At 75.2% G+C, this 20,213-nt stretch carries 12 protein-coding genes and 1 pseudogene; 7 read left to right on the forward strand and 6 right to left on the reverse strand.

Annotated elements, in window-relative coordinates:
* The first annotated feature begins 59 nt into the window (after positions 1 to 59).
* Positions 60 to 428 carry a hypothetical protein gene (locus OG500_RS32430; protein WP_327070397.1) on the forward strand — a complete coding sequence of 123 codons (369 nt, stop codon included), beginning with the start codon at positions 60 to 62 and terminating at the stop codon, positions 426 to 428.
* A gap of 23 nt (positions 429 to 451) precedes the next feature.
* Here the strand turns inward: OG500_RS32430 and OG500_RS32435 are convergent, their stop codons facing one another.
* Positions 452 to 2,866, reverse strand: a complete 2,415-nt coding sequence (locus OG500_RS32435; RefSeq protein WP_329585311.1) for an ATP-binding protein — start codon at positions 2,864 to 2,866, stop codon at positions 452 to 454.
* A gap of 255 nt (positions 2,867 to 3,121) precedes the next feature.
* On the opposite strand from OG500_RS32435, the gene OG500_RS32440 reads away from it, so the two are divergent.
* The gene (locus tag OG500_RS32440) at positions 3,122 to 3,664 is read left to right on the forward strand and encodes a helix-turn-helix domain-containing protein (protein ID WP_329585314.1); all 543 of its coding nucleotides are present in this window, start codon (positions 3,122 to 3,124) and stop codon (positions 3,662 to 3,664) included.
* On the opposite strand, the gene OG500_RS32445 is transcribed toward OG500_RS32440, so the two are convergent.
* Positions 3,622 to 4,029, reverse strand: a complete 408-nt coding sequence (locus OG500_RS32445; protein ID WP_327070400.1) for a nuclear transport factor 2 family protein — start codon at positions 4,027 to 4,029, stop codon at positions 3,622 to 3,624. The two genes, OG500_RS32440 and OG500_RS32445, sit on opposite strands and share 43 nt — an antisense overlap.
* Before the next feature lie 116 nt (positions 4,030 to 4,145).
* Here OG500_RS32445 and OG500_RS32450 point away from each other — a divergent pair, with 116 nt between their 5' ends.
* Positions 4,146 to 5,054 (forward strand): LysR family transcriptional regulator, encoded by a 909-nt coding sequence (locus OG500_RS32450; protein WP_329585317.1) that lies wholly within the window; start codon positions 4,146 to 4,148, stop codon positions 5,052 to 5,054.
* Here the strand turns inward: OG500_RS32450 and OG500_RS32455 are convergent.
* From OG500_RS32455 to OG500_RS32465, 3 genes are read right to left on the reverse strand one after another with little or no spacing between them, the layout of a single operon-like run.
* On the reverse strand, positions 5,032 to 6,471 hold the full coding sequence (locus OG500_RS32455) for a vWA domain-containing protein (RefSeq protein WP_327070402.1): 1,440 nt from the start codon (positions 6,469 to 6,471) through the stop codon (positions 5,032 to 5,034). The two genes, OG500_RS32450 and OG500_RS32455, sit on opposite strands and share 23 nt — an antisense overlap.
* Positions 6,468 to 7,349 carry an AAA family ATPase gene (locus OG500_RS32460; RefSeq protein ID WP_329585320.1) on the reverse strand — a complete coding sequence of 294 codons (882 nt, stop codon included), beginning with the start codon at positions 7,347 to 7,349 and terminating at the stop codon, positions 6,468 to 6,470. The genes OG500_RS32455 and OG500_RS32460 overlap by 4 nt, the downstream gene beginning before the upstream one ends.
* Complete coding sequence (locus OG500_RS32465; RefSeq protein WP_329585322.1) at positions 7,346 to 8,980, reverse strand: alpha/beta fold hydrolase; 1,635 nt, start codon at positions 8,978 to 8,980, stop codon at positions 7,346 to 7,348. Before OG500_RS32465 ends, OG500_RS32460 begins: the two co-directional genes overlap by 4 nt.
* 104 nt (positions 8,981 to 9,084) lie before the next feature.
* On the opposite strand from OG500_RS32465, the gene cpt reads away from it, so the two are divergent.
* From cpt to OG500_RS32480, 3 genes are all read left to right on the forward strand, one after another.
* Complete coding sequence (cpt, locus tag OG500_RS32470; RefSeq protein WP_329585325.1) at positions 9,085 to 9,618, forward strand: chloramphenicol phosphotransferase CPT; 534 nt, start codon at positions 9,085 to 9,087, stop codon at positions 9,616 to 9,618.
* A gap of 96 nt (positions 9,619 to 9,714) precedes the next feature.
* Positions 9,715 to 10,155 carry a hypothetical protein gene (locus OG500_RS32475; protein ID WP_329585328.1) on the forward strand — a complete coding sequence of 147 codons (441 nt, stop codon included), beginning with the start codon at positions 9,715 to 9,717 and terminating at the stop codon, positions 10,153 to 10,155.
* 152 nt (positions 10,156 to 10,307) lie between these two features.
* A complete protein-coding gene (locus OG500_RS32480; protein WP_329585331.1) occupies positions 10,308 to 10,937 on the forward strand; it encodes a helix-turn-helix transcriptional regulator in 630 nt (209 codons plus the stop codon).
* Positions 10,938 to 10,984: 47 nt separating this feature from the next.
* Here OG500_RS32480 and OG500_RS32485 read toward each other — a convergent pair whose 3' ends face one another.
* A complete protein-coding gene (locus OG500_RS32485; RefSeq protein ID WP_329585334.1) occupies positions 10,985 to 12,166 on the reverse strand; it encodes a tryptophan dimethylallyltransferase family protein in 1,182 nt (393 codons plus the stop codon).
* Between the two features lie 588 nt (positions 12,167 to 12,754).
* Between OG500_RS32485 and OG500_RS32490 the strand changes: the two are divergent.
* A pseudogene (locus tag OG500_RS32490) lies at positions 12,755 to 20,206 on the forward strand (amino acid adenylation domain-containing protein); the annotation flags it as partial.
* Positions 20,207 to 20,213: the final 7 nt, after the last annotated feature.

Raw genomic sequence — 20,213 nt, forward strand, 5'->3', positions numbered from 1 at the left:
AGCTTCGGGGTGTGCCCCGGCACCGGCTCGGGGGCGGAATCGACGTACCGGAGGGTTCCATGCGATTCACCAGGACCAGGAAGCGTGCCTCGGCCGCCGCGCTCGCCGTGGTGGCGATGGGCGTGATCGGGGTGGGCAGCGCGACCTCGGCCCAGGCCGCCGAGGGCAGTTGGCAGATCCGCAGTGGCGGCTGCGTCGCCCTGGAGCTGGTCGAACTCCAGGGCGGCCACGACCACATGGCGATCGATCCGACAGCCGCCCCCACCGGCTGTGAGTTCGGCATCCAGAACGTGGGCACCGGCCAGTGGATCTACGGCCCGACCACCGACCCCCGCGAGTCGGGGTGGTACTACGACGGCCCGGGCACGAGCCTGCAGGCGTGTACCTGGGGGCCGCGCAGCGCGGAGGTGTGCGGCCCGGTCAACTGACCTGCCACGGTGGGCGGCCCGGGTCAACCGACACCGAACGCTCCGGGACGAGGTGCCGGTCCCTGGGTGAGCGAGTCGAGCAGGGCCCGGGCCTCGTCCGCCTCGGGGATGTTCAGCGAGCTGTGGATCTCGACGGCCTGTTCGGCGTGCGCCCGAGCGGTGCCGAGGTCTCCCAGACGCTGGTGCGTGCGCGCCAGCCCGACGTGGATGCGCCCGAGGTTGTACCGCTCGCCGGTGTGCGGGAGGAAGTCGATCGCGGCCCGGTAGTGCTGGAGGGCGCTCGCCGGAGCGTCCATGGCCAGCAGGGCGTCGCCGAGCAGGGTGTGCGACTCGGCCTGGCCGAAGGTGTCGCCGAGGTCGCGGTGCAGGTCCAGCGCCTCCTGGTACAGGTCGAGCGCCTGTGGATGGTGGTGCAGCCGCTGCTGGTACTCGCCGAACTGGTTGAGCACGATGGCCTGGCCGAGACGGTTGCCGCCGCGCCGGTGGAACTTCAGCGCCGCCCGGTGGTACTCCAGGGCCTCCGGCAGCCGTCCGAGCCTGGTCAGCGTGGGCCCCAGGTTGGTCAGGGCGATCGACTCGACGGCCGGCTCGGGAAGGTCCCGGCTGAGCTGCAGCGCCTGCTGCAGGTGGTCGAGCGCCTCCTCCAGGCGTCCCATCCGGGTCTGGGTGAGGCCCAGGTTGGCCAGCACGTGGGCCTCACCGGCGCGGTTGCCGATCGCGCGCTGGATCGTCAGGGCCTGATGGAGCAGGTCGAGTGCCTGCGGGAAGTCGCCGAGCTGGTACTGGACCAGCCCCAGGTGCCGCAGCGCGGCGGCCTCACCGGCCGGATCGCCCAGCTGCCGGGTGGCTCGCAGGGCACGGGTACCCAGCACCAGCGCCTCCTGGGCCGGCATGTGGCGTTTGAGGTGGCGCCACAGGATGGCCGGCAGGTCCGCCGCGTAGCGGGGCAGCGCGGCGTCGGTGGCGTGGTGGGAGAGGACCAGCAGGTTGGCCTGTTCCCGCGCCAGCCAGTCGGTCGCGTCCGCCTGGTCGGCGAACACCACCGGTGTGCCTCCAGGCGCGGGAGCCTGCGGCCGGTGGTGGCGTTCCAGCGGGGCCAGCTGGTCCATCGCAGCGGCGGCGGTGTGACGGTAGTGGTCGAAGAGCCGGACGAGCGCGGCGCGGCGGACGGGTTCGGGTTCCTCGCGGGCGAGCAGCTCGTCGGCGAAGGTGCGCAGCAGGTCGTGGAAGGTGTACCGGAGGGCCGTGTGCTCGATCAGCAGGTGGTGGTCGTGCAGCGACTCCAGGAGTTCCTCGGTCTCGGCCGGCGGTGCGTCGAGCAGCGCGGCGAGGGCGGGCGGCGCGAAGTCCTCGCCGGGGTGGAGCGCGGCCAGCCGGAACGCGCGCCGCTGGGCGGGGGTGAGGGCGTGGTAGGAGTCCACGAAGGCGGCCGCGACGCTCCGGTCCCGGTCGGAGAGTTCGGTCAATAACTTCTGCGGGCGCCGGATCCGCTCCAGCACCTGGACGGGTGTCCAGGTGGGATGGTGGGCCAGCCTCGCGCCGGCGATCCGCAGCGCCAGCGGCAGCCTGCCGCACAGCGCGACGATCTCCTCCACCGTGGCGGCGTGGCCCGCGACCCGCTCCGGGCCGGCGACCCGGGCGAACAGCTCCACGGCCTCGTCATGGCTCAGCACGTCCAGCGGCACGCTGACCGCCCCGTCCAGCGCGAGCATCCGCCGCCGGGACGTCACCAGCGTGAGGCAGCGCGGGCTGCCGGGGATCAGCGGGCGGACCTGCTCGGCGTCGACGGCGTTGTCCAGCACGATCAGGTACCGCCGGCCCGCGGCCCGGCTGCGCCACAGCTGGGCGCGCTCCTCGGTGCGCGAGGGCAGTGCGGTCCGGCTGACACCCACCGCGCAGAGCAGGCTCTCCAGCGCCGCACCCGGGTCGAGCGGCCGCCGGCCCGGAGTGAAACCGTGCAGGTCCACGAAGAGCTGACCGTCGGGATAGCGGCCGGTGAGACTGTGCCCGGTGTGAACGGCCAGGGCGGTCTTGCCGACACCGGCCATGCCGTCGATGGCCGAGATCACCAGCGGACGGCCCTGGCTGCCGTCCGGGCCGCCGGCCAGCGCCAGCAGCCGTTCCACCTCGCTGTGCCGTCCGGTGAAGTCCGGTACGGCGTAGGGCAGCAGACGGGGCACCACGTGTTCGACCGGTGCCAGGCCGGTCCGCGGCTCCGGCTCCCCGCGCGCCGCGGCGAGCAACTGGTCACGGCTCGCGGAGTCCACGCCCAGGGCCGTGGCCAGCCGGGCCACCGACGACAGCCGCGGCCGCCGCCGCCCGGACTCCAGCACGCTGATCGCATGCGTCGAGACCCCCGAGCGTTCCGCGAGCTCCTCCTGCGTCCACCCGGCCGTCAGCCGGTACTGCCGCAGGAGCGTTCCGAAATCCCCCAGCATGATCGATCGCCTCCGAAGGGTGAGCACCCTGCGGGAACGACGACGGCGGGAACGGCCCAGCGCCCCGGACCCCGTTCCACCGTCAGCGGCCCCCCGACTCTGCGGCCCTGACGGGCGCCCGAGAACAAAGCATCATGCTAACGCCAGGAAAACGCCATGGAGTGGAAAGTCGGCAGTGAAGAGACTGGTCCCGGCCACATGCGCCGTGCTCGACCGATCGAGCCGGGGCCCAAGGGGGGATACATGACTGGGTACATGACTGGGCGGAACATGAACGGGGATCCGAGCCGGTCACCGCAACGGGCGCTGGCGGCGAGGCCCGATCCGGGCGACGCCGCCACCCCGCAGGAGCTGGTCCGCCGGCTCCGGGCGCTCAAGGCGTGGTCGGGCAACCCGTCGCTGCGCGAGCTGGAGCGCCGCACCGGCGTTCCGCGGAGCACGATCTCGGGTGACCTGAGCCCTCGTCGGGACCGCCTGCCGCCGCTGCAACGGGTGTCGACGCTGGTCACCGCCTTCGGCGCGTCCGCCGAGGAGCTCGCCCGCTGGCGGTGCGCCTGGCAGCGCATCGAGATGCGGCAGCAGGCGGCGGAACCACCCGTGCCGGCTCCGCACGCCGCCGTCGCACCGCCCGCCTCCGACCTCGCCCCGGCCGCGCCCGGGGCACCACCGCAGGCGCGGGCGATCGGCGGCCTGCTCGCCGCCGTCCTGGCCCTGCCCCTGCACGCCTGGCGGTTGATCGGCCACTCGGCGCTTCTTCAGACGAAGAAGGCGTTCATCCCGGGCACGTCGGAGAGGTAGGTCTCGATCGAGCGGATCCGGCCCTCGTGCAGGAAGCAGACGGTGGACAGGTACTCGTCCAGCACCCGGCCGTCCCGCTCGGCGGTGTTGTGCAGCGACAGCGCCACGTTGTCGCGGCTGTACAACGGGCGCAGGAACTCGAAGTTCACCCCGTAGCTCGCGATCAGCCGGACCCGCTCGACCACGGCGTCGACGCCCTCGGCGGTTCCGGAGATCGTGTTGTCGCCGGGCAGCGTCCAGCTGGCGTCCTCGGTCAGCAGCGAGCGCAGCCGCGCCCAGTCGCCGGTCTGCAGGCTGAGGCGGAAGTCCTCGACCAGGCGGAACTTGGCCTCGTCGCTCATGGGGGTGGTGGGCTGGTCGGACATGGCGGATCCCTCCGAAGCGGTCGGTCTCGGTGTTGTCCGTCAGCTTTCCCCGGGCGGGCGGCGAACGGAAATACCGTCCTGACCTGCGGATCATTCCCGGTGTGCATAATGCCGGGATGACCATCGAAGAGCTGCGCTGGTTCCTGGCCGTCGCGGAGACCGAGCACGTCACCGACGCCGCCGCGCTCGTCGGCACCTCGCAGCCGACGCTGTCGCGGGCGATCGCCCGGCTGGAACGCGGGCTCGGCACCCCGCTGTTCGACCGTGACCGGCACCGGCTGCGGCTCAACGACTGCGGCAAGGTCTACCGGCGCCACGCCCGGCGGGCGCTGGCGGAGCTGGAGGCGGCCGAGGACCGGATCGCCGCGCTGCTGCGCCCGGCCGAGGACACGCTGCGGCTGGCCTTCGTGCACTCGCTCGGCGGCTGGCTGGTGCCCGAACTGCTCGGCGCCTACCAGCGCGAGTCGCCGGGCACCGGGTTCGCGCTGCACCAGGAGTCGGCGGCGGGGGTGCTCGAACTCGTCCAGGACGGCTCGGCGGAGCTGGCCGTCACCGCGCCGCGGCCCGCCGGCGCGGGCTGGGGCTGGCTGCCGCTGCGCGAGGAGCGGCTGGCGCTCTCGGTGCCCGAGGGGCACCGGCTGGCCGACCGCGACGCGGTGCGGCTGACCGACCTGAACGACGAGCGGTTCATCATCATGCGCGACGAGGCCGGGCTGCGGCAGATCACCTGCCGGATCTTCCACGAGGCGGGCGTGACGCCCTCGGTGGTGCTGGAGGCCGGTGAGGTGGCCACCATCCGCGGCATGGTCGGCGCCGGGCTCGGGGTGGCCGTGCTGCCCGCCGGGGACGGCCGCGCGGCGCCGCAGCCCGGGGTGCGGGTGGTGCCGCTCGCCGACCGGGACGCCCGGCGCGGCATCGGGCTGGCCTGGCGCGAGGACCGCCCGGCCACGGCGCCCTGCCGGCGGTTCCGGGCCTTCGCGGCGGAGCTGGCGGGCCGACCGGTCAGACCGGCAGCAGACGGGTGATCAACTCGCCCAGCTGGCGGGCGTTCCGGCAGGGGTGCATGGCCACCAGGCCCGCGTAGTCGAGGGCCGCGGAGTCGCCGGTGGACCACAGGGCGGGCTGTTCGGGGTTGAGCCAGTGCACCCGGCGGGCCCGCCCGGCGAGCTGGGCGAGGGCGGGCAGGTTGGGGTCGCGGCGGTTGTTGCGGGCGTCGCCCAGGATCAGCACCGAGGTGCGCGGGGTCACCGCCTCCTGGTAGCGGTCGGCGAACTCGCCGAGCGCCGAACCGTAGTCGCTGTAGGGGTGGTGGCCGATCACCGCGGCCTCGGTCGTGATCCGCCGGGCCAGCCCGCCCGGGTCCGCGGTCCCGGTGGTGACCAGCTGGGTCACCTCGTCCACCCGGTTGACGAAGGCGAACACCCGTACCCGGCTGAACTCCTCGCGCAGCGCCTGGACCAGCAGCATGGTGAAGTCGGAGAACCCGGCCACCGAGCTGGACACGTCGCAGAGCAGCAGCAGGTCGGGACGCTGCGGCCGGCGCTGCCGGTAGGCGGGCCGCAGCGGTACGCCGCCGGTGCCCAGCGAGCGGCGCACGGTGCGGCGCAGGTCGATCCGGCCCCGGGCGGCGCGGCGGCGCCGGGCGGCCAGGTGGGTGGCGAGCTTGCGGGCGAGCGGGCGCACCGAGCGGCGCAGCTCGGCCAGTTGGTCGCGCCCGGCGAACAGGAAGTCGATCTGGTCGACGCTGGGCGCAACTGCCCGGCGGGCGATCTCCGCGGTGCCCTGCTCCTCGGCGGTGCGGCGGCGGGCCTCGGTGGCCACCAGGCCGCGGAACGCCTCGATCCGGCGGCGGATCTCGTCCGGCTCGATCCGGTCGGTGAGCGCGTCGGGTGCGTCGGCGGGCGCGCCGGGGCGGCCGGCGCGCAGCGCGGCGAGCACCCGGGCCAGCAGGATCTGCGGGCGCAGCCGCTCCAGCGTCTGGTGGGCCGACCAGCCGCCCGAGCCGGGGGTGGCACTGGGCGTAGCCCCGGCTCCCGCGCCCGGTGCGCTGCCGAACCGGCCCAGCGCCTGCACCGCGAGGCCGGCCAGCCGCGCCATCGCCGCCGAGTCGCCCGCGGCCAGCGCCTCGGCCAGCCGCTCCCGCAGCTCCTCGACGGAGGTGGCGGCGCCGGCCGCGGCCGGCCGGGCGGTGCTCGGATCACCGACCGAGCGGGGGAAGTACAGGTCGAAGGTGGCGTCGAAGACCGGGCGCTGGCCCTGCCCGCGCAGCAGTGCCGCCGCCAGTCCCTCGCGCAGCCGCTCCCGGTCGGCCAGCCCGAGCACCGCCAGCACCGCGGCGGCGTCGACCGTCTCGCCGGGTCCGACCCGCACGTGGTGTCCGCGCAGCGCGTGCACGAAGCCGGTCAGCCGCTCGGGCAGCGCGCGCTGCGCAGCCCCGGTCACGCCGAGGCCAGGGTCAGCTTCTCGACCGCCCGGCGCAGGTCCTCCTGGTGCTTGAGGACCACGCCCAGGCTGTCGCGGACCACCGCGTCGTCCAGCGAGTCGGCGCCCAGCGCCAGCAGGGTCCGGGCCCAGTCGATGGTCTCGGCGACCGAGGGCGCCTTGCGCAGCTCCATCGCCCGCAGCGCACCGATCACCTTGACCACCGACTCGGCCAGCGCCTGGTCCAGCTGCGGCACCCGGGACCTGACGATCCGGCACTCCAGCTCCTCGTCCGGGAAGTCGAGGTGCAGGAAGAGGCAGCGGCGGCGCAGCGCCTCGGAGAGCTCGCGGGTCGCGTTGGAGGTGAGCACCACGAACGGGCGGCGCTCGGCCGTGATGGTGCCCAGCTCCGGGACGGTCACCTGGAAGTCGCTCAGCACCTCCAGGAGCAGGCCCTCCACCTCGACGTCGGCCTTGTCGGTCTCGTCGACGAGCAGCACGGTGGGCTCGCTGCCGCGGATCGCGGTGAGCAGCGGGCGCGGCAGCAGGAACTCCTCGGAGAAGATGTCGGCCTTGGCCTCCTGCCAGCTCTCCTCGCGCCCGGCCGTGATCCGCAGCAGCTGCTTGGCGTGGTTCCACTCGTAGAGCGCGCGGGACTCGTCCACGCCCTCGTAGCACTGCAGCCGCACCAGCCGGGCGCCGGCCACGGCGGCCACCGCCTTGGCCAGTTCGGTCTTGCCCACCCCGGCCGGGCCCTCCACCAGCAGCGGCTTGCCCAGCCGGTCGGCGAGGAAGACCGTGGTGGCGACGGCTGTGGAGGCCAGGTAGCCCACCTCGGCCAACCGCGCCGACACCTCCTCGACGGAGGCGAAGAAGCCCGTGTGCTGTTCACCGGTCATTGCTGTCGAACTCCCGCCTGTGGCGCGCCGCGCGGGCGCCTCGTCCTCGCACTGTAGCGGCTGGGCGGGCCGGTGCACGAGGATCGGTTACCGGTGGGTAGCCGGCCGGTGAGCAGGAAGGCGGTGAACGGACCGGCCACCTTCGGGTCGGCGAAGTCCACGCCGTGGCCGGTGGCCTCCAGGGTGACCATGGCGGCCCGGTGGCCGAAGGCGCTCAGCGTCTGGCGGGCCCCGGCGTAGGCGGTGTCCGGGTCCTTGAGGTTCTGCAGCATCAGGATGTTGCGCGGCCCGATCGGGTCGGCCCGCACCGGCGGTTCGGTGGGGCCGTAGTGCCAGTAGGCGCACGGCCAGACGTTGCCCGGCATGCCGTTGCTGAGCGGGTAGCGGATCCGGTCGGCGGCCGTCCGGGCGGCGTAGTAGCCCGGATCGCGCGGCCAGGGCGTGTCGTTGCAGATCACGGCATCCTGGGCGGCGACGAAGTTGTCCGGGATCACCGTCGGCAGCGTGCTGCCGCCACCCGGACCGGGCGGCGGCAGCACCCCGGTGTCGGCGGCCTGCCAGGCGCGGGCGGCCAGCGGGTAGTAGGCGGCGTTGGTCAGCACCGAGAAGGTCAGCGCCCGGAACCCGTTGCCGTCCAGCACCCGCCCGTCGCCCAGCCGCAGCGGCGTGCGGTCCAGCTTGGCGGCCAGCCGGAAGTAGCCGGCGCGGACTGCCGCCTGGGTGGCGCCCAGGTGCAGGGTGGCGTCCTGCTGGGCCAGGTAGGCCGCCAGCGCCGGGAACGCCTGCTCGGTGCCCAGCCCGTACAGGCTCATGCCCTGCTCCACGCCGCCGGGGGCGACCGTGCTGTCCAGCACCACCTTGTCGGTGTGCGGGGCGAACATCGTGGCGTAGATCTGGCCCAGGTAGGTGCCGTAGGAGCTGCCCAGGTAGGAGATCTTCGGCACGCCCAGGGCGGTGCGGATCCGGTCCAGGTCGCGGGCGGAGTCGGCGGTGCTGATGTCGCCGAGGTAGTCGCCGGCGGTTGCCGCGCAGGTGTCCGCGACCCGCTTGGCGAAGGCCAGGTTGCCGGAGATGTCGCCGTCGGGCGCCGGGTAGGGGTAGTTGAGCTCGGCGGCCCGGTCGGCGGCGCTCAGGCCGCAGGCGACCGGGGTGCTGTTGCCCACGCCGCGCTCGTCGAAGCCGATCAGGTCGTAGGAGGCCGGCACGGCGGCGGGCAGGATGCCGAGCAGCTGGCTGGGGTAGTCCAGGCCCGAGCCGCCGGGCCCGCCCGGCACCACGACCAGGTCGCCGAGCCGGTGGGCGGGATCGGCGGTGCGGATCCGGGAGACGGTCAGGGTGATGCTGCCGGCGCCGGGCTGCCGGTAGTCGCGGGGGACCCGCAGGGTGGCGCACTGCTCGCGGGGGTCGCGCGGGTAGTAGCTGCCGTTGGCGTTCGGGGTCGGCGCGGGGCAGGCGCCCCAGTCGAGCGCGGACCGGCTGAGCCCGCTGGCGGGCTGACCGGCGGTGGCGGCGGCGGGCTCGGCGAGTGCGGCGCCGAGCAGCAGGGCGGCGGCCAGCAGTGCGCCGCCGGCCGGCACGCGGCCGGCCCGGTGGGCGGAGTGCGGTCGCGCTGGACGGTACGGAGAGGTCATGGGCGCGACGGTAGGAGAGTTGACGGTCCGTCACCTGATCCTCAGGGTGGAGATGCGGGTTTATTCCGTTCTCCACCCTGGGGTGGTTCCGCTACGGTGACGCGGTGAAGACGGACGTGATCATCCTCAACGGCGGCTCCAGCTCGGGCAAGTCCGGCATCGTCCGGTGCCTGCAGGCGGTGCTGCCGGATCCGTGGCTGGCCCTCGGAGTCGACACCTTCGTCGACTCGCTGCCCGCGGCCATGCGCTCCTCGCAGGCCGGGATCGAGTTCGCCCCGGACGGCGAGGTGCAGGTCGGCGCGGTGTTCCGGGAGTTGGAGGCCGCGTGGATCGAGGGGGTCGCCGCGATGGCGCGCGCGGGTGCCCGGGTGATCGTGGACGAGGTGTTCCTCGGCGGCGCGCAGTCCCAGCAGCGGTGGCTGCGGGCGCTCCAGGGGCTCGAGGTGCTCTGGGTCGGGGTGCGGTGCGAGAGCGCGGTGGCGGCGGGGCGCGAGCTGGCGCGCGGCGACCGGACGGTGGGGATGGCCCGGGCGCAGGCGGAGCTGGTGCACCGGGGGGTGCGCTACGACCTGGAGGTGGACAGCACCCGGCGCGAGTCGCTGGAGTGCGCGCGGCTCGTCGCGGCGCGGGTCGGCTGACCGGACCGGGGGGATCCGCCGAACGTCGGTCCCACCAAGGGCTGACTCCGGCGCGGCGGGCGTGACCCGGGGCGCCCGCGCGGGGTTGGGGTGGGCGTGAACGACTGCGAACATACCGGTCGGCTGCCGGCCACCCGGACCACCTGGGCCCTGCTCCACCCGCTCCTCACCGCGATCTCGCAGGCCGGGGTCCCGTTCGGGGCGGGCGACCTGGAGCGCCTGCACGACGCGGCGGCGCTGGGGCCGGACTTCGTCCAGGCCCTGACCCGCTGGATCATCGCCGCCCATCGGGCGGCACCGCCGAGCGGGCCCACGGTCTGGGTCGCGGGGCACACTCCGCGGGTCCAGCTCACCCCGGTACCGGCGCCGCTGCCCGCGCCGCTGCCGCTGCCCGCCCCGCTGCCGCCGCCCGCGTCGTTGCCGCTGTCCGCACCGACGGGGGTGCCGGGGAGCCGGTCGGGGAACGAGCGCCGGTCGGGGGGCGACCGCAGGGCCGAGGTCGACCGCAGGGCGGAGGGCGACCGCAGGGCCTCCTGAGCCGGCGTCGGCCCGGGTTGCCGGGCGGGAGTCCGGGACGGGTGTGGCGGATGGGCAACCAGAGTCGGCCGTCGGCCCGTAGTAAGGGTGGTACGTGCTGAACCAGCCGTGCGCTCCGAGCTGGACGAGGACTCCAGGAAGGCAGGTGGCCGGTGTCCGCCGTAGCGGTTCTGACCAAGGCACCCGATCCGATCTCCCGTGCCGGACTGGACAGTTATCTGCGGGCCGTGCCGGGGGTGACCCTGGTGGCGGACCGGCCGGCCGACCAGCGCTGCACGGTGGTCCAGCTGGCCGACGCGGTCAGCCGCGACCTGCTGCGCGAGGCCCGCGAACTGGTGCTCGACCCGCGGATCCGGCTGGTGCTGATCGTCGAGCGGCTGCGCGAGGACGAGCTGATCGACGTGGCGGCCAGCGGGATCTCGCACCTCCTGCTGCGGCACGAGGTGACCCCGGCGCGGCTGCTGCGCGCCGTGCACGGGGCGCACAGCGGCAGCAGCTCGCTGCCGCCCGGCCTGCTGAACCAACTGCTCGACCGGATCGGCAGGGTGCAGCAGGGCGCGGAGAACGCGGAGAGCGCGCCGAGGCGCGGGCAGCCGCTCGAGGAGCGGGAGATCGCGGTCCTGCGACTGGTGGCCGAGGGCTGCGACACCGCGGAGATAGGCGCCAGGCTCGGGTACTCCGAGCGCTGGGTGAAGAACGTCCTGCACCGGCTCACCAGCCGGCTGAACCTGCGCAACCGCACGCACGCACTGGCGTACGCGATGCGCCGGGGGCTGCTCTGAGGTGAGGCCGCCGACTGCCGGCTGCCGGCCGGCGGTGGGCCGCCGGGTCAGCCGAGTCCGTCGGCCGCCCGGTAGGTGCCGGGGGCCAGGTAGATGGAGAACCGTGCGGCGTCGCCGCCCCGGTAGGACATGAAGTTCTGGGTGAGCGAGCGGGACAGCGGGCGGTCGGCGAGGTCGTCGAGCAGGGCGACATAGGGGTCGGCCGACGGCGCGCCCTCGGCGCGCAGGAAGGCCGCCACCCGGTCGCGGGCCGCCGCGTCGCTGTCGTGCACCGGGATCAGCGGGACGTAGAGGGTGGCGCTCGGCCGGTCGTGGCGGGTGTCCAGGGTGAAGGTGGTGACCGGGGGCTTGCGCTGCCAGGCGGTCGCGTCGTGCGGGCCGTTGATCTGCTGCAGCGCGCGGGCGAACAGGCCGGGGACGTGGTCGTGGGCGACGGCGGACTTGGCGTCGATCTCGGCGGCGCTCACCCCGGAGTGCGCCAGGTACAGCTGGGCCCGGAAGTCGTCCCCGCCGACCAGGTCCACGGCGATGGCGACGGGCTCGTGGGCGGGGGTGAAGGCGCCGCCGAGGTGCTCGACCAGGGCGCGCCAGGGGCGCTCCAGGCCGAGGCGGAGCATGGCCTGCTCGGTGCGGTCGGCGGACTGCTCCCGGCCGGCCACCGCAGGATTGAGGAAGATCTTGTACTCGGGGTGGGCCCCGGGGCGCCAGGCGACCGCGTGGGCCATGGTGAAGAAGCCCTGCGGATCGTCCTCGACGAAGAGGTCCTCGATCTCCAGCAGGCGGTCGACGAAGACGCCGGGCCGGCCGGCCAGCCGGCGGGTCAGGGCCATCGCCGCGCGCATCCGGGAGACCGCGGTGCCGTCGCCCGGGGGCTCCAGCGAGAGCCGCACGCCGGCGGTGCCGTTCACCCAGGCGACCGAGGGCTCGAAGGGCATGCCGTCGATGGCCACCCAGCAGGCGCGCTCGGGGGGTGTGCCGACCGGCAGCCGGCCCCAGGGCTCGGTCAGCTCCTGGAGCAGGGCCAGGATCGAGGCGCGGGTCTCGCCGGTGAGCCCCAGGCTCTGGTGGGCGCGCCAGACGCGGTCGGTGGCGACCTCGGCGTAGCTGTCCGTCGGCAGGTAGCGGGTGGAGTCGAAGCGCAGCGGGCGTCCGACCATCTCGGCGATGACGCCGGTGTCCGGGCTGAAGCCGGCCTCCGGGCCGGCGGCGGCGGTTGCGTGGGCGTCCATCGGGTCTCCCTGTCTCCCCGGGGTGGCCGGGGCGTGCCTGAGATGCGGGTGGGGTGAACGAGGCGTGTGTGCTGTCCGGTGCTTGCGGGGCGTGCCGGCGGACCTGGGACGAGCCGGGACGGGAGTGGCGCGCCGGGCCGGAGCGAGCGCGATCGTCTCATCGGGTGGCGGTTCGGGTCCGCGTTTTGCCCAAGCTTGTCTGCTCCGGATCGTGAACGGGCATCTGTTCCGGCCAATATGACTGACCATGCGTAGCCGGTCGGCTACGCGTTCCGGGGGCGGGCGGCGGTCGCCGGGTGCGGTGGAGATTGCCTGGCCGGACGTGCCGCGGCCATATGCGCCCGGGGTTTGCCCGCGGTGACGTGCGGTTGGCGGACTGTGCGCAAGAAGAGCCGAAAACATGAACATGTCGTTCCGCATCGTGGCGGAGTTTGGCATGATCGCTACACGACGTCGAACAGTGCCCGCACCAGGCTGCCTGGTGCCCTTCCGTGTGCCTTCGAACCGGACGCCGTTGTCGCGTTCCGGGGTCCCGCGCAGAGGAGTTCGTGACACGTGTCCGTCCAGCGCCCCTCCTGTCAGTCCCTTTCACTGCCGGCGGCCTTCGCCCGGCAGGTCGAGCGCACCCCCGCCGCGACCGCGGTGGTCAGCGGCGACACGGTGTTGACGTACCGTCAGCTCAATGCCCGTGTCCGGCTGTTGGCCCAGCGGCTGGTGGCCGAGGGGGTGGGGCCGGAGGAGCCCGTCGCGGTCCTGGCCGACCGGTCGGCCGAACTCGTGGTGGCACTGCTCGCGGTCGCCGCCTCCGGTGGCTGCTATCTGCCGCTGGACCCCGGCCAGCCCGCCGCCCGGCTGGACGGCATGCTGGCGCGGAGCGGCGCCCGGCTGCTGCTGACCGCCGACCGGAGCGCACCGCCGCGGATCGGCGAGGGGCTGCGGGTCCTCCCCGTGGCCGCGGCGGCGCCCGCCGCGGGCGGTCCGGGGGAGCCGGCCCCCGCCCTCGGGCCGGTCGAGCCGGACCAGTTGGCCTACCTGATGTTCACCTCCGGCTCCACCGGCGCCCCCAAGGGCGTCGCGGTCAGCCACCGCAACGTGGTCGCGCTGGCCCAGGACCCGGCCTTCCACGGCGGCGCGCAGCAGCGCGTCCTGCTGCACTCGCCGCACGCCTTCGACGCCTCGACCTACGAGCTGTGGGTGCCGCTGCTCTCCGGCGGCACGGTGGTGGTCGCACCGCCCGGCGCCCTGGACGCGCGGGCGGTCGCGGACGCCGTCGGCACGGCGGGCGTCACCGCGCTCTGGGTGACGGCCGGGCTCTTCGCCGTGCTGGCGGAGGAGGACCCCGGGTGCTTCCGCGGCGCGCGCGAGGTGTGGACCGGCGGCGACGCCGTTCCGGCAGCCGCGGTGCGCCGGGTGCTGGCCGCCTGCCCCGGCCTCGCCGTGGTCAACGGCTACGGGCCCACCGAGACGACCACCTTCGCCACCTGCCACCGGGTGACCGGGGCCGCCGGGCTCGGCGCCGTGACACCGATCGGCGCCGCGATGGCCGGCATGCGCACCCTGGTCCTGGACCCACGGCTGCGCCCGGTCGCACCCGGTGAGGTGGGCGAACTCTACTTGGGCGGCACCGGGTTGGCCCGCGGCTACTGGTGCAGCCCCGGCCTGAGCGCCGAGCGCTTCGTCGCCGATCCGCAGGGCGGCCCCGGCGCGCGGCTCTTCCGCACCGGCGACCTGGTGCGCCAGGACGTCCAGGGCAGGCTGGAGTTCGTCGGCCGCGGCGACGACCAGGTGAAGATCCGCGGCTTCCGGGTGGAGCCCGGCGAGGTGGCGGCGGTGCTCGGCGGGCACCCCGAGGTGGCCCAGGCCGCGGTGGTGGTCCGCCCGGACGCGGCCGGCCAGAAGCGGCTGGTCGGCTATGTGGTGCCGGCCGAGCGGAGCGGGCCCGGGGCCGGCCGGGCGGACCCGGACGGCGGCGCGGACTCGGTGGCCGAGTGGCGCGAGATCTACGACGCGCTCTACCGGCGCGCCGCCGAGGCGCGCCTCGGCGAGGACTTCTCCGGCTGGAACAGCAGCTACGACGGCCTGCCGATCCCGGCCGAGCAGATGCGCGAATGGCGGGACGCCACGGTGGCCCGGATCCGCGAGCTCCAGCCGCGCCGGGTGCTGGAGATCGGCGTGGGCACCGGGCTGCTGCTCGCCCGGCTGGCCCCGCACTGCGAGTCCTACTGGGGCACCGACCTGTCCGGACAGGTGGTCCGGGCGCTCGGTTCGCTGGTCGCGGCGGATCCGGCGCTGGCCGGGCGGGTCGAGCTGCGGGCCCGGGCCGCCGACGACACCGAGGGCCTGCCGGCCGGCTTCTTCGACACGGTCGTGATCAACTCGGTCAGCCAGTACTTCCCCGACGGCCGCTACCTCGCCGAGGTGCTGACCAAGGCGGTGGCGCTGCTCGCCCCCGGCGGCGCCGTCTTCGTCGGTGACGTACGGCAGTTGCGCCTGTTGCGCGCCTTCCACACCGACGTGCGGCTGCGCCGGGACCCGCTGCCCGAGGACCCCGAGGCCCTTGGCGCCGCCGTCGAGCAGGCCGTGGTGCGGGAGAAGGAGCTGCTGGTCGACCCGGCGTTCTTCGCCGAACTCGCGCGCACCCTGCCCGAGGTGGCGGGCAGCGAGGTGCGGGTCAAGCGCGGCCGGTACGTCAACGAGCTGACCCGCTACCGCTATGACGCGGTGCTGCGCAAGGCCGCCGCGGCACCGGTCGAACCGGCGCCGCCGACCGTTGAACTGACGTGGGGTCAGGACATCATCGAAGCCGCCCGGTTGGCCACCGTGCGCGGCAGCGAGCTGCGGGTGACCGGGGTGCCGGACGCGAGGCTTGCGCCCGTCGCCCGGGCCCTCGCGGCCCTGGAGGCGGCCCGCCCCGGCGACCGGCTGCCGCTGCTGGGCGCCGCGGACGACGCCGAGAGCGCCGACCTGGAGGAGTTCCACGAGGTGGCCGAGCGCCTGGGCCTGCGTGCCTCGGTGAGCTGGTCGGCCACCGCCGCCCACACGCTGGACGTGACGCTCACCGCGCGCCGCCCGGGCGAACCGGGCCCGCAGGTGCCGCCGCCCGCCGGGGTGCCGCTGACCGCGCTGGTCAACGCCCCCGCAGCAGCCCGGGACACCGGCGCGCTGCTCTCCTCGATCCGCGCCTACCTGCGCGACCGGCTGCCCGCCTACCTGCTGCCCGCGGCCACCGTGGTGCTGGAGGCGCTGCCGCTGACACCCAACGGCAAGGTGGACCGCCACCGGCTGCCCGAGCCGGACACCGGATCCACCCCCGGCGGGCGGGCGCCGCGCGACCCGATGGAGCGGCTGCTCTGCGAGCTGTTCGCCGACATCCTGGGCGTCTCCCGGGTCACCATCGACGACAGCTTCTTCGCGCTCGGCGGCCACTCGCTCTCCGCCACCCGGCTCAGTGCCCGGCTGCGCTCGGTGCTGGGCCTGGAGGTGCCGGTGCGCACGGTCTTCGAGACCCCCACCGTGGCCGGCCTGGCCGAGGCGGTGCAGCTGGCCTCGGCCGGCGAGCGGCCGGCGCTGACCGCCGCGCCGCGGCCCGGGACCGTCCCGCTCTCCTACGCCCAGCGCCGGCTCTGGTTCCTCGACCAGTTGCACGGCCAGGGTGCCGCCTACCACGTGCCGCTGGTGCTCGACCTGGACGGCGAGCTGGACGAGCCGGCGCTGGCCGCGGCGCTGGCCGACCTGCTGACCCGCCACGAGAGCCTGCGCACCGTCTTCCCCGCCGTCGCCGGGGTGCCGCGCCAGCTGGTGCTGGAGGGCGCCGCCGCCCGGCTCCGGCTGGCGACCACCGATGTCGCGCCCGGCGAGCTGGACGCGGCGGTGGACGCGGTGGTCCGGGAGCCCTTCGACCTGGCGGGCCGGCTGCCGGTGCGGGCCGGCCTGCTGCGCACCGCGCCCGACCGGCACGTGCTGGTCCTGGTGATCCACCACATCGCCTGCGACGGCTGGTCGTTGGCGCCGCTCTGGCGCGACCTGGCCGCCGCCTACACCGCGCGCCGCGCGGGCCGGGCGCCGGACGCCGAGCCGCTGCCCGTGCAGTACGCCGACTACACCCTGTGGCAGCAGCGGCTGCTGGGCGAGGAGGGCGACGAACAGAGTCTGATGAGCCGTCAGCTCGCCTACTGGAGCGGTGCCCTGGCCCAGCTGCCGGAGTGCATCGAGCTGCCCGCCGACCGGCCCCGGCCGCCGGTGGCGAGCCAGCAGGGCGACACCGTGCAGTTCACCCTCGACGCCGAGCTGCACCGGCGGATCACCGAGCTGGCCGAAGCAGCCGGCGCCAGCCCGTTCATGGTGCTGCACGCCGCGCTGGCGGCGCTGCTCACCAAGCTCGGCGCGGGCACCGACATCGCGATCGGCACCCCCGTCGCCGGGCGCACCGACCACGCGCTCGACGCGCTCGTCGGGTTCTTCGTCAACACGCTGGTGCTGCGCACCGACACCGGCGGCAACCCCGCCTTCCGCGACCTGCTGGCCCGGGTCCGGGAGGGCGACCTGGCCGCCTACGCCCACCAGGACGTGCCGTTCGAGCGCCTGGTGGACACCCTCGCCCCGAGCCGCGGCCTGGCCCACCACCCGCTCTTCCAGGTGCTGCTGGCCCTGCAGAACGCCCCGCAGGGCGCACCGCGGCTGCCGGGGCTCGGCGTGACGCCGCGCGAGGCGGGCACCGGGGCCTGCCGGTTCGACCTGTCGATCAGCCTGCAGGAGCGGCACGGGGAGGACCGGCAGCCGCAGGGCATGACCGGGGTGGCGGAATTCAGCACCGATCTCTTCGAGCGGGCCGGCATCGAGCTGCTGCTGCGCCGCTTCACCCGGCTGCTGACCGAGGTCACCGCCGACCCCACCCGCCGCCTGGGCACCCTGGACGTGGTGCTGCCCGCCGAACGCGAGCAGCTGCTGGCGCACAGCGGGGACCGCAGCCACGACGTGCCGCCGCGCACCCTGCCCGAGCTGTTCGAGGCGCAGGTGCGGCGCACCCCGCGGGCCACCGCCCTGGTCCACGACGACGGCACCGGCGAGGTGCGCACGCTCAGCTTCCGCGAGCTGGATCTGCGCTCCAACCGGCTGGCCCGGCACCTGATCGCCCACGGGGTGGGCCCGGAGCGGTTCGTGGGCATCGCGCTGCCGCGCACCATCGACGCGGTGGTGGCGACCCTCGCGGTGCTCAAGGCCGGCGGTGCCTACCTGCCGCTGGACGCCGGCTACCCGGCCGCGCGGCTGGCCTTCATGGCCGAGGACGCCCGGCCCGCGGTGCTGCTCACCGACTCGGCCACCGAACTGCCGCTGCCCGCCCTGGCGCGGGTGCCGCGCCTGGTGCTGGACGCGCCCGGGACCCGGCGGGCGGTGGCCGAGCGGCCGCTGACCCGGATCACCGACGCCGACCGCATCCGGCCGCTGAGCTGCGGGCACCCGGCCTACGTCGTCTACACCTCGGGCTCCACCGGCCGCCCCAAGGGCGTGGTGGTGACCCACTCGGGGATCGCCGGGGTGGCCGAGGCCCAGGTGCGGCGCTTCGGGGTGACCACCGCCAGCCGGATCCTGCAGTTCGCCTCGCACAGCTTCGACGGCGCGGTCTGGGAGCTGTGCGGCGCGCTGCTGACCGGGGCGACGCTGGTGATGGCGCCGGCCGACGTCGCGGCGCCCGGGCCGGCGCTGACCGCGCTGGTGGAGCGGCACCGGATCAGCCACGCGACCCTGCCGCCGGCCGCGCTCAGCGTGCTGGAACCGGCGCAGCTGCCCTCGCTGACCTCGATGATCGTCTCCGGTGAGGCCTCCTCGGGCGAGACGGTGCGCCGCTGGTCGGCCGGGCGCCGGTTCCTCAACGGCTACGGCCCCACCGAGACCACCGTGTGCGCCACGCTCAGCGCCCCGCTCGAGGGCGGTGCCACCCCGCCGATCGGCCGGGCCACCGTCAACGCCCGGGTCTACGTGCTGGACCGGGACCTGACCCTGGTGCCGCCCGGTGTGGTGGGGGAGCTGCACGTCTCCGGGGCCGGGGTGGCGCGCGGCTACCTGCACCGGCCCGCGCTGACCGCCGACCGCTTCGTCGCCGATCCGTTCGGCGCGCCGGGCAGCCGGATGTACCGCACCGGCGACCTGGTGCGCTGGAACGAGGGCGGCGAGCTCGAGTTCGTCGGCCGCGCCGACGGGCAGGTGAAGATCCGCGGCTTCCGGATCGAGCCCGGCGAGGTGGCCGCCGCCCTGGGCACCCACCCGGGCGTCGCGCAGGCGGTGGTGGTGCCGCGCGCGGACCAGCGCGGCGGCACCTTCCTGACGGCGTACGCGGTGCTGGCCGACACGGCGCCGTCGGACGGCGCCGCGCCGCCGGACGGCCGCGAGCTGCGTGCCCACCTGGCCGGTCTGCTGCCCGACTACCTGGTGCCGGCCGTGGTGCTGGTGCTGGACGCGCTGCCCCTGGCGGCCACCGGCAAGGTCGACCGGGCCGCGCTGCCGGTGCCCGACTTCGCGGCGCTCTCGGCCGGCCGGGAGCCGCGCAACCCGCGCGAGCGGATCCTGTGCGAGCTGTTCGCCGAGGTGCTGGGGGTGCCGCGGGTCACCATCGACGACAGCTTCTTCGCCCTGGGCGGGCACTCGCTGCTGGTGCCCCGGGTGATCAGCGGGATCCGCCGCCGGCTGGGCGTGGAGCTCGCGGTGCGCACGCTCTTCGAGCGGCAGTCGGTGGCCGCGCTGCTCGCGGCGGTGGACGGTACCGCCGAGGACGGCCCCGCCGGCGGCCCGACGCCGGCGCAGCTGGCCGCGGACGCCGTGCTCGACCCCGCGATCACCGTGCGCCCCCCGGCCGCAGCCGCAGCCGCAGCCGAGGGGCGCCGGCACGGGCCCGCCCGGCGGCCGGCCGGCGGGCGGGAGAACCTGCTGCTGACCGGCGCGACCGGCTTCCTCGGCGCCTTCCTGCTGCGCGAACTGCTCGACCGCACCGGCGCCGACATCCACTGCCTGGTGCGTGCCGAGGACGAGGCGGCGGCCCTGCGGCGGATCCGGCGCAACCTGACCGAGTACGGGCTGTGGAACGAGTTCTCCCGTCGCCGGATCGTGCCCGTCCCCGGTGATCTAACGCAGCCGCTGCTCGGCCTCGGACGTGAGCGGTTCGAGCAACTGGCCCGCCTGGTCGACGCGGTGTACCACAACGGCGCCCGGGTCAGCGCGGTCGACCCCTACCGCCGGTTGCGCGAGGCCAATGTGACGGGTACTCAGGAAGCGCTGCGGCTGGCGGCGCTGGGCGAGCCGGTGCCCGTGCACCACATCTCCACGGCCGCGGTGGCCGTGGCCGCGGACGAGCGGCGCGCCACCGTGCCCGAGTCGGGCCGGCTCGGCCCGCACCAGGTGATGGCGGGCGGCTACCCGGAGAGCAAGTGGGTGGCCGAGGAGCTGGTCTGGGCGGCCGGCGAGCGCGGCCTGCCGGTCAGCGTCTACCGGTGTGGTCGGGTGAGCGGCCACACGGTCAGCGGCGCGGGCTCGCACCGGGACGTGTTCTGGCAATTGGTGCGCGCCATGCTGGTGATCGGCGCCGCCCCGCTGCCCGCCGCCGGCCAGGACGCGCCGCCGGTGGTCGACCTGGTGCCGGTGGACTGGACCGCGGCCGCCATCGTGCGGCTCTCCCGCCGCCCCGCCGCCACCGGCCTGGCGCACCACCTGGTCTGCCCCGAGCCGCTGCCGGTGGCCGAGGTCCTGGACCGGCTGCGGCGCTACGGCTACCGGCTGGAGCCGATGGCGGCCGACGCCTGGGTGCGCACCCTGCACGAGCGCGCGGAGGCGGACGCCCGCACCGGGACCGGCACGCTGGACGGCGCGGTGCTGCTCGCCGACACCCTGCCCGCACTGGGCCGACTCGGCCAGGTACGCCTGGATGCGACCAACACGCAGGCGGGGCTGGCCGGTTCGGAGCTGGCCTTCCCCCGGCTGGACGACGCGCTGCTGCGCGCCTACGCCGACTACTTCGTCACCTCGGGCTTCTTCCCGCCCCCGCCGGCCTAGGGCCTGC

The organism is Kitasatospora sp. NBC_01250 (genome assembly GCF_036226465.1).
Lineage (GTDB): Bacteria > Actinomycetota > Actinomycetes > Streptomycetales > Streptomycetaceae > Kitasatospora.

What these genes read in the sequence shown, in the direction of transcription:
- OG500_RS32465 (WP_329585322.1), bottom strand. Translation starts at nt 8,980, where the DNA reads ATGACCTCTCCGTACCGTCCAGCGCGACCGCACTCCGCCCACCGGGCC.
- OG500_RS32445 (WP_327070400.1), bottom strand. Translation starts at nt 4,029, where the DNA reads ATGTCCGACCAGCCCACCACCCCCATGAGCGACGAGGCCAAGTTCCGC.
- OG500_RS32440 (WP_329585314.1), top strand. Translation starts at nt 3,122, where the DNA reads ATGACTGGGCGGAACATGAACGGGGATCCGAGCCGGTCACCGCAACGG.
- OG500_RS32430 (WP_327070397.1), top strand. Translation starts at nt 60, where the DNA reads ATGCGATTCACCAGGACCAGGAAGCGTGCCTCGGCCGCCGCGCTCGCC.
- OG500_RS32435 (WP_329585311.1), bottom strand. Translation starts at nt 2,866, where the DNA reads ATGCTGGGGGATTTCGGAACGCTCCTGCGGCAGTACCGGCTGACGGCC.
- OG500_RS32450 (WP_329585317.1), top strand. Translation starts at nt 4,146, where the DNA reads ATGACCATCGAAGAGCTGCGCTGGTTCCTGGCCGTCGCGGAGACCGAG.
- OG500_RS32485 (WP_329585334.1), bottom strand. Translation starts at nt 12,166, where the DNA reads ATGGACGCCCACGCAACCGCCGCCGCCGGCCCGGAGGCCGGCTTCAGC.
- OG500_RS32460 (WP_329585320.1), bottom strand. Translation starts at nt 7,349, where the DNA reads ATGACCGGTGAACAGCACACGGGCTTCTTCGCCTCCGTCGAGGAGGTG.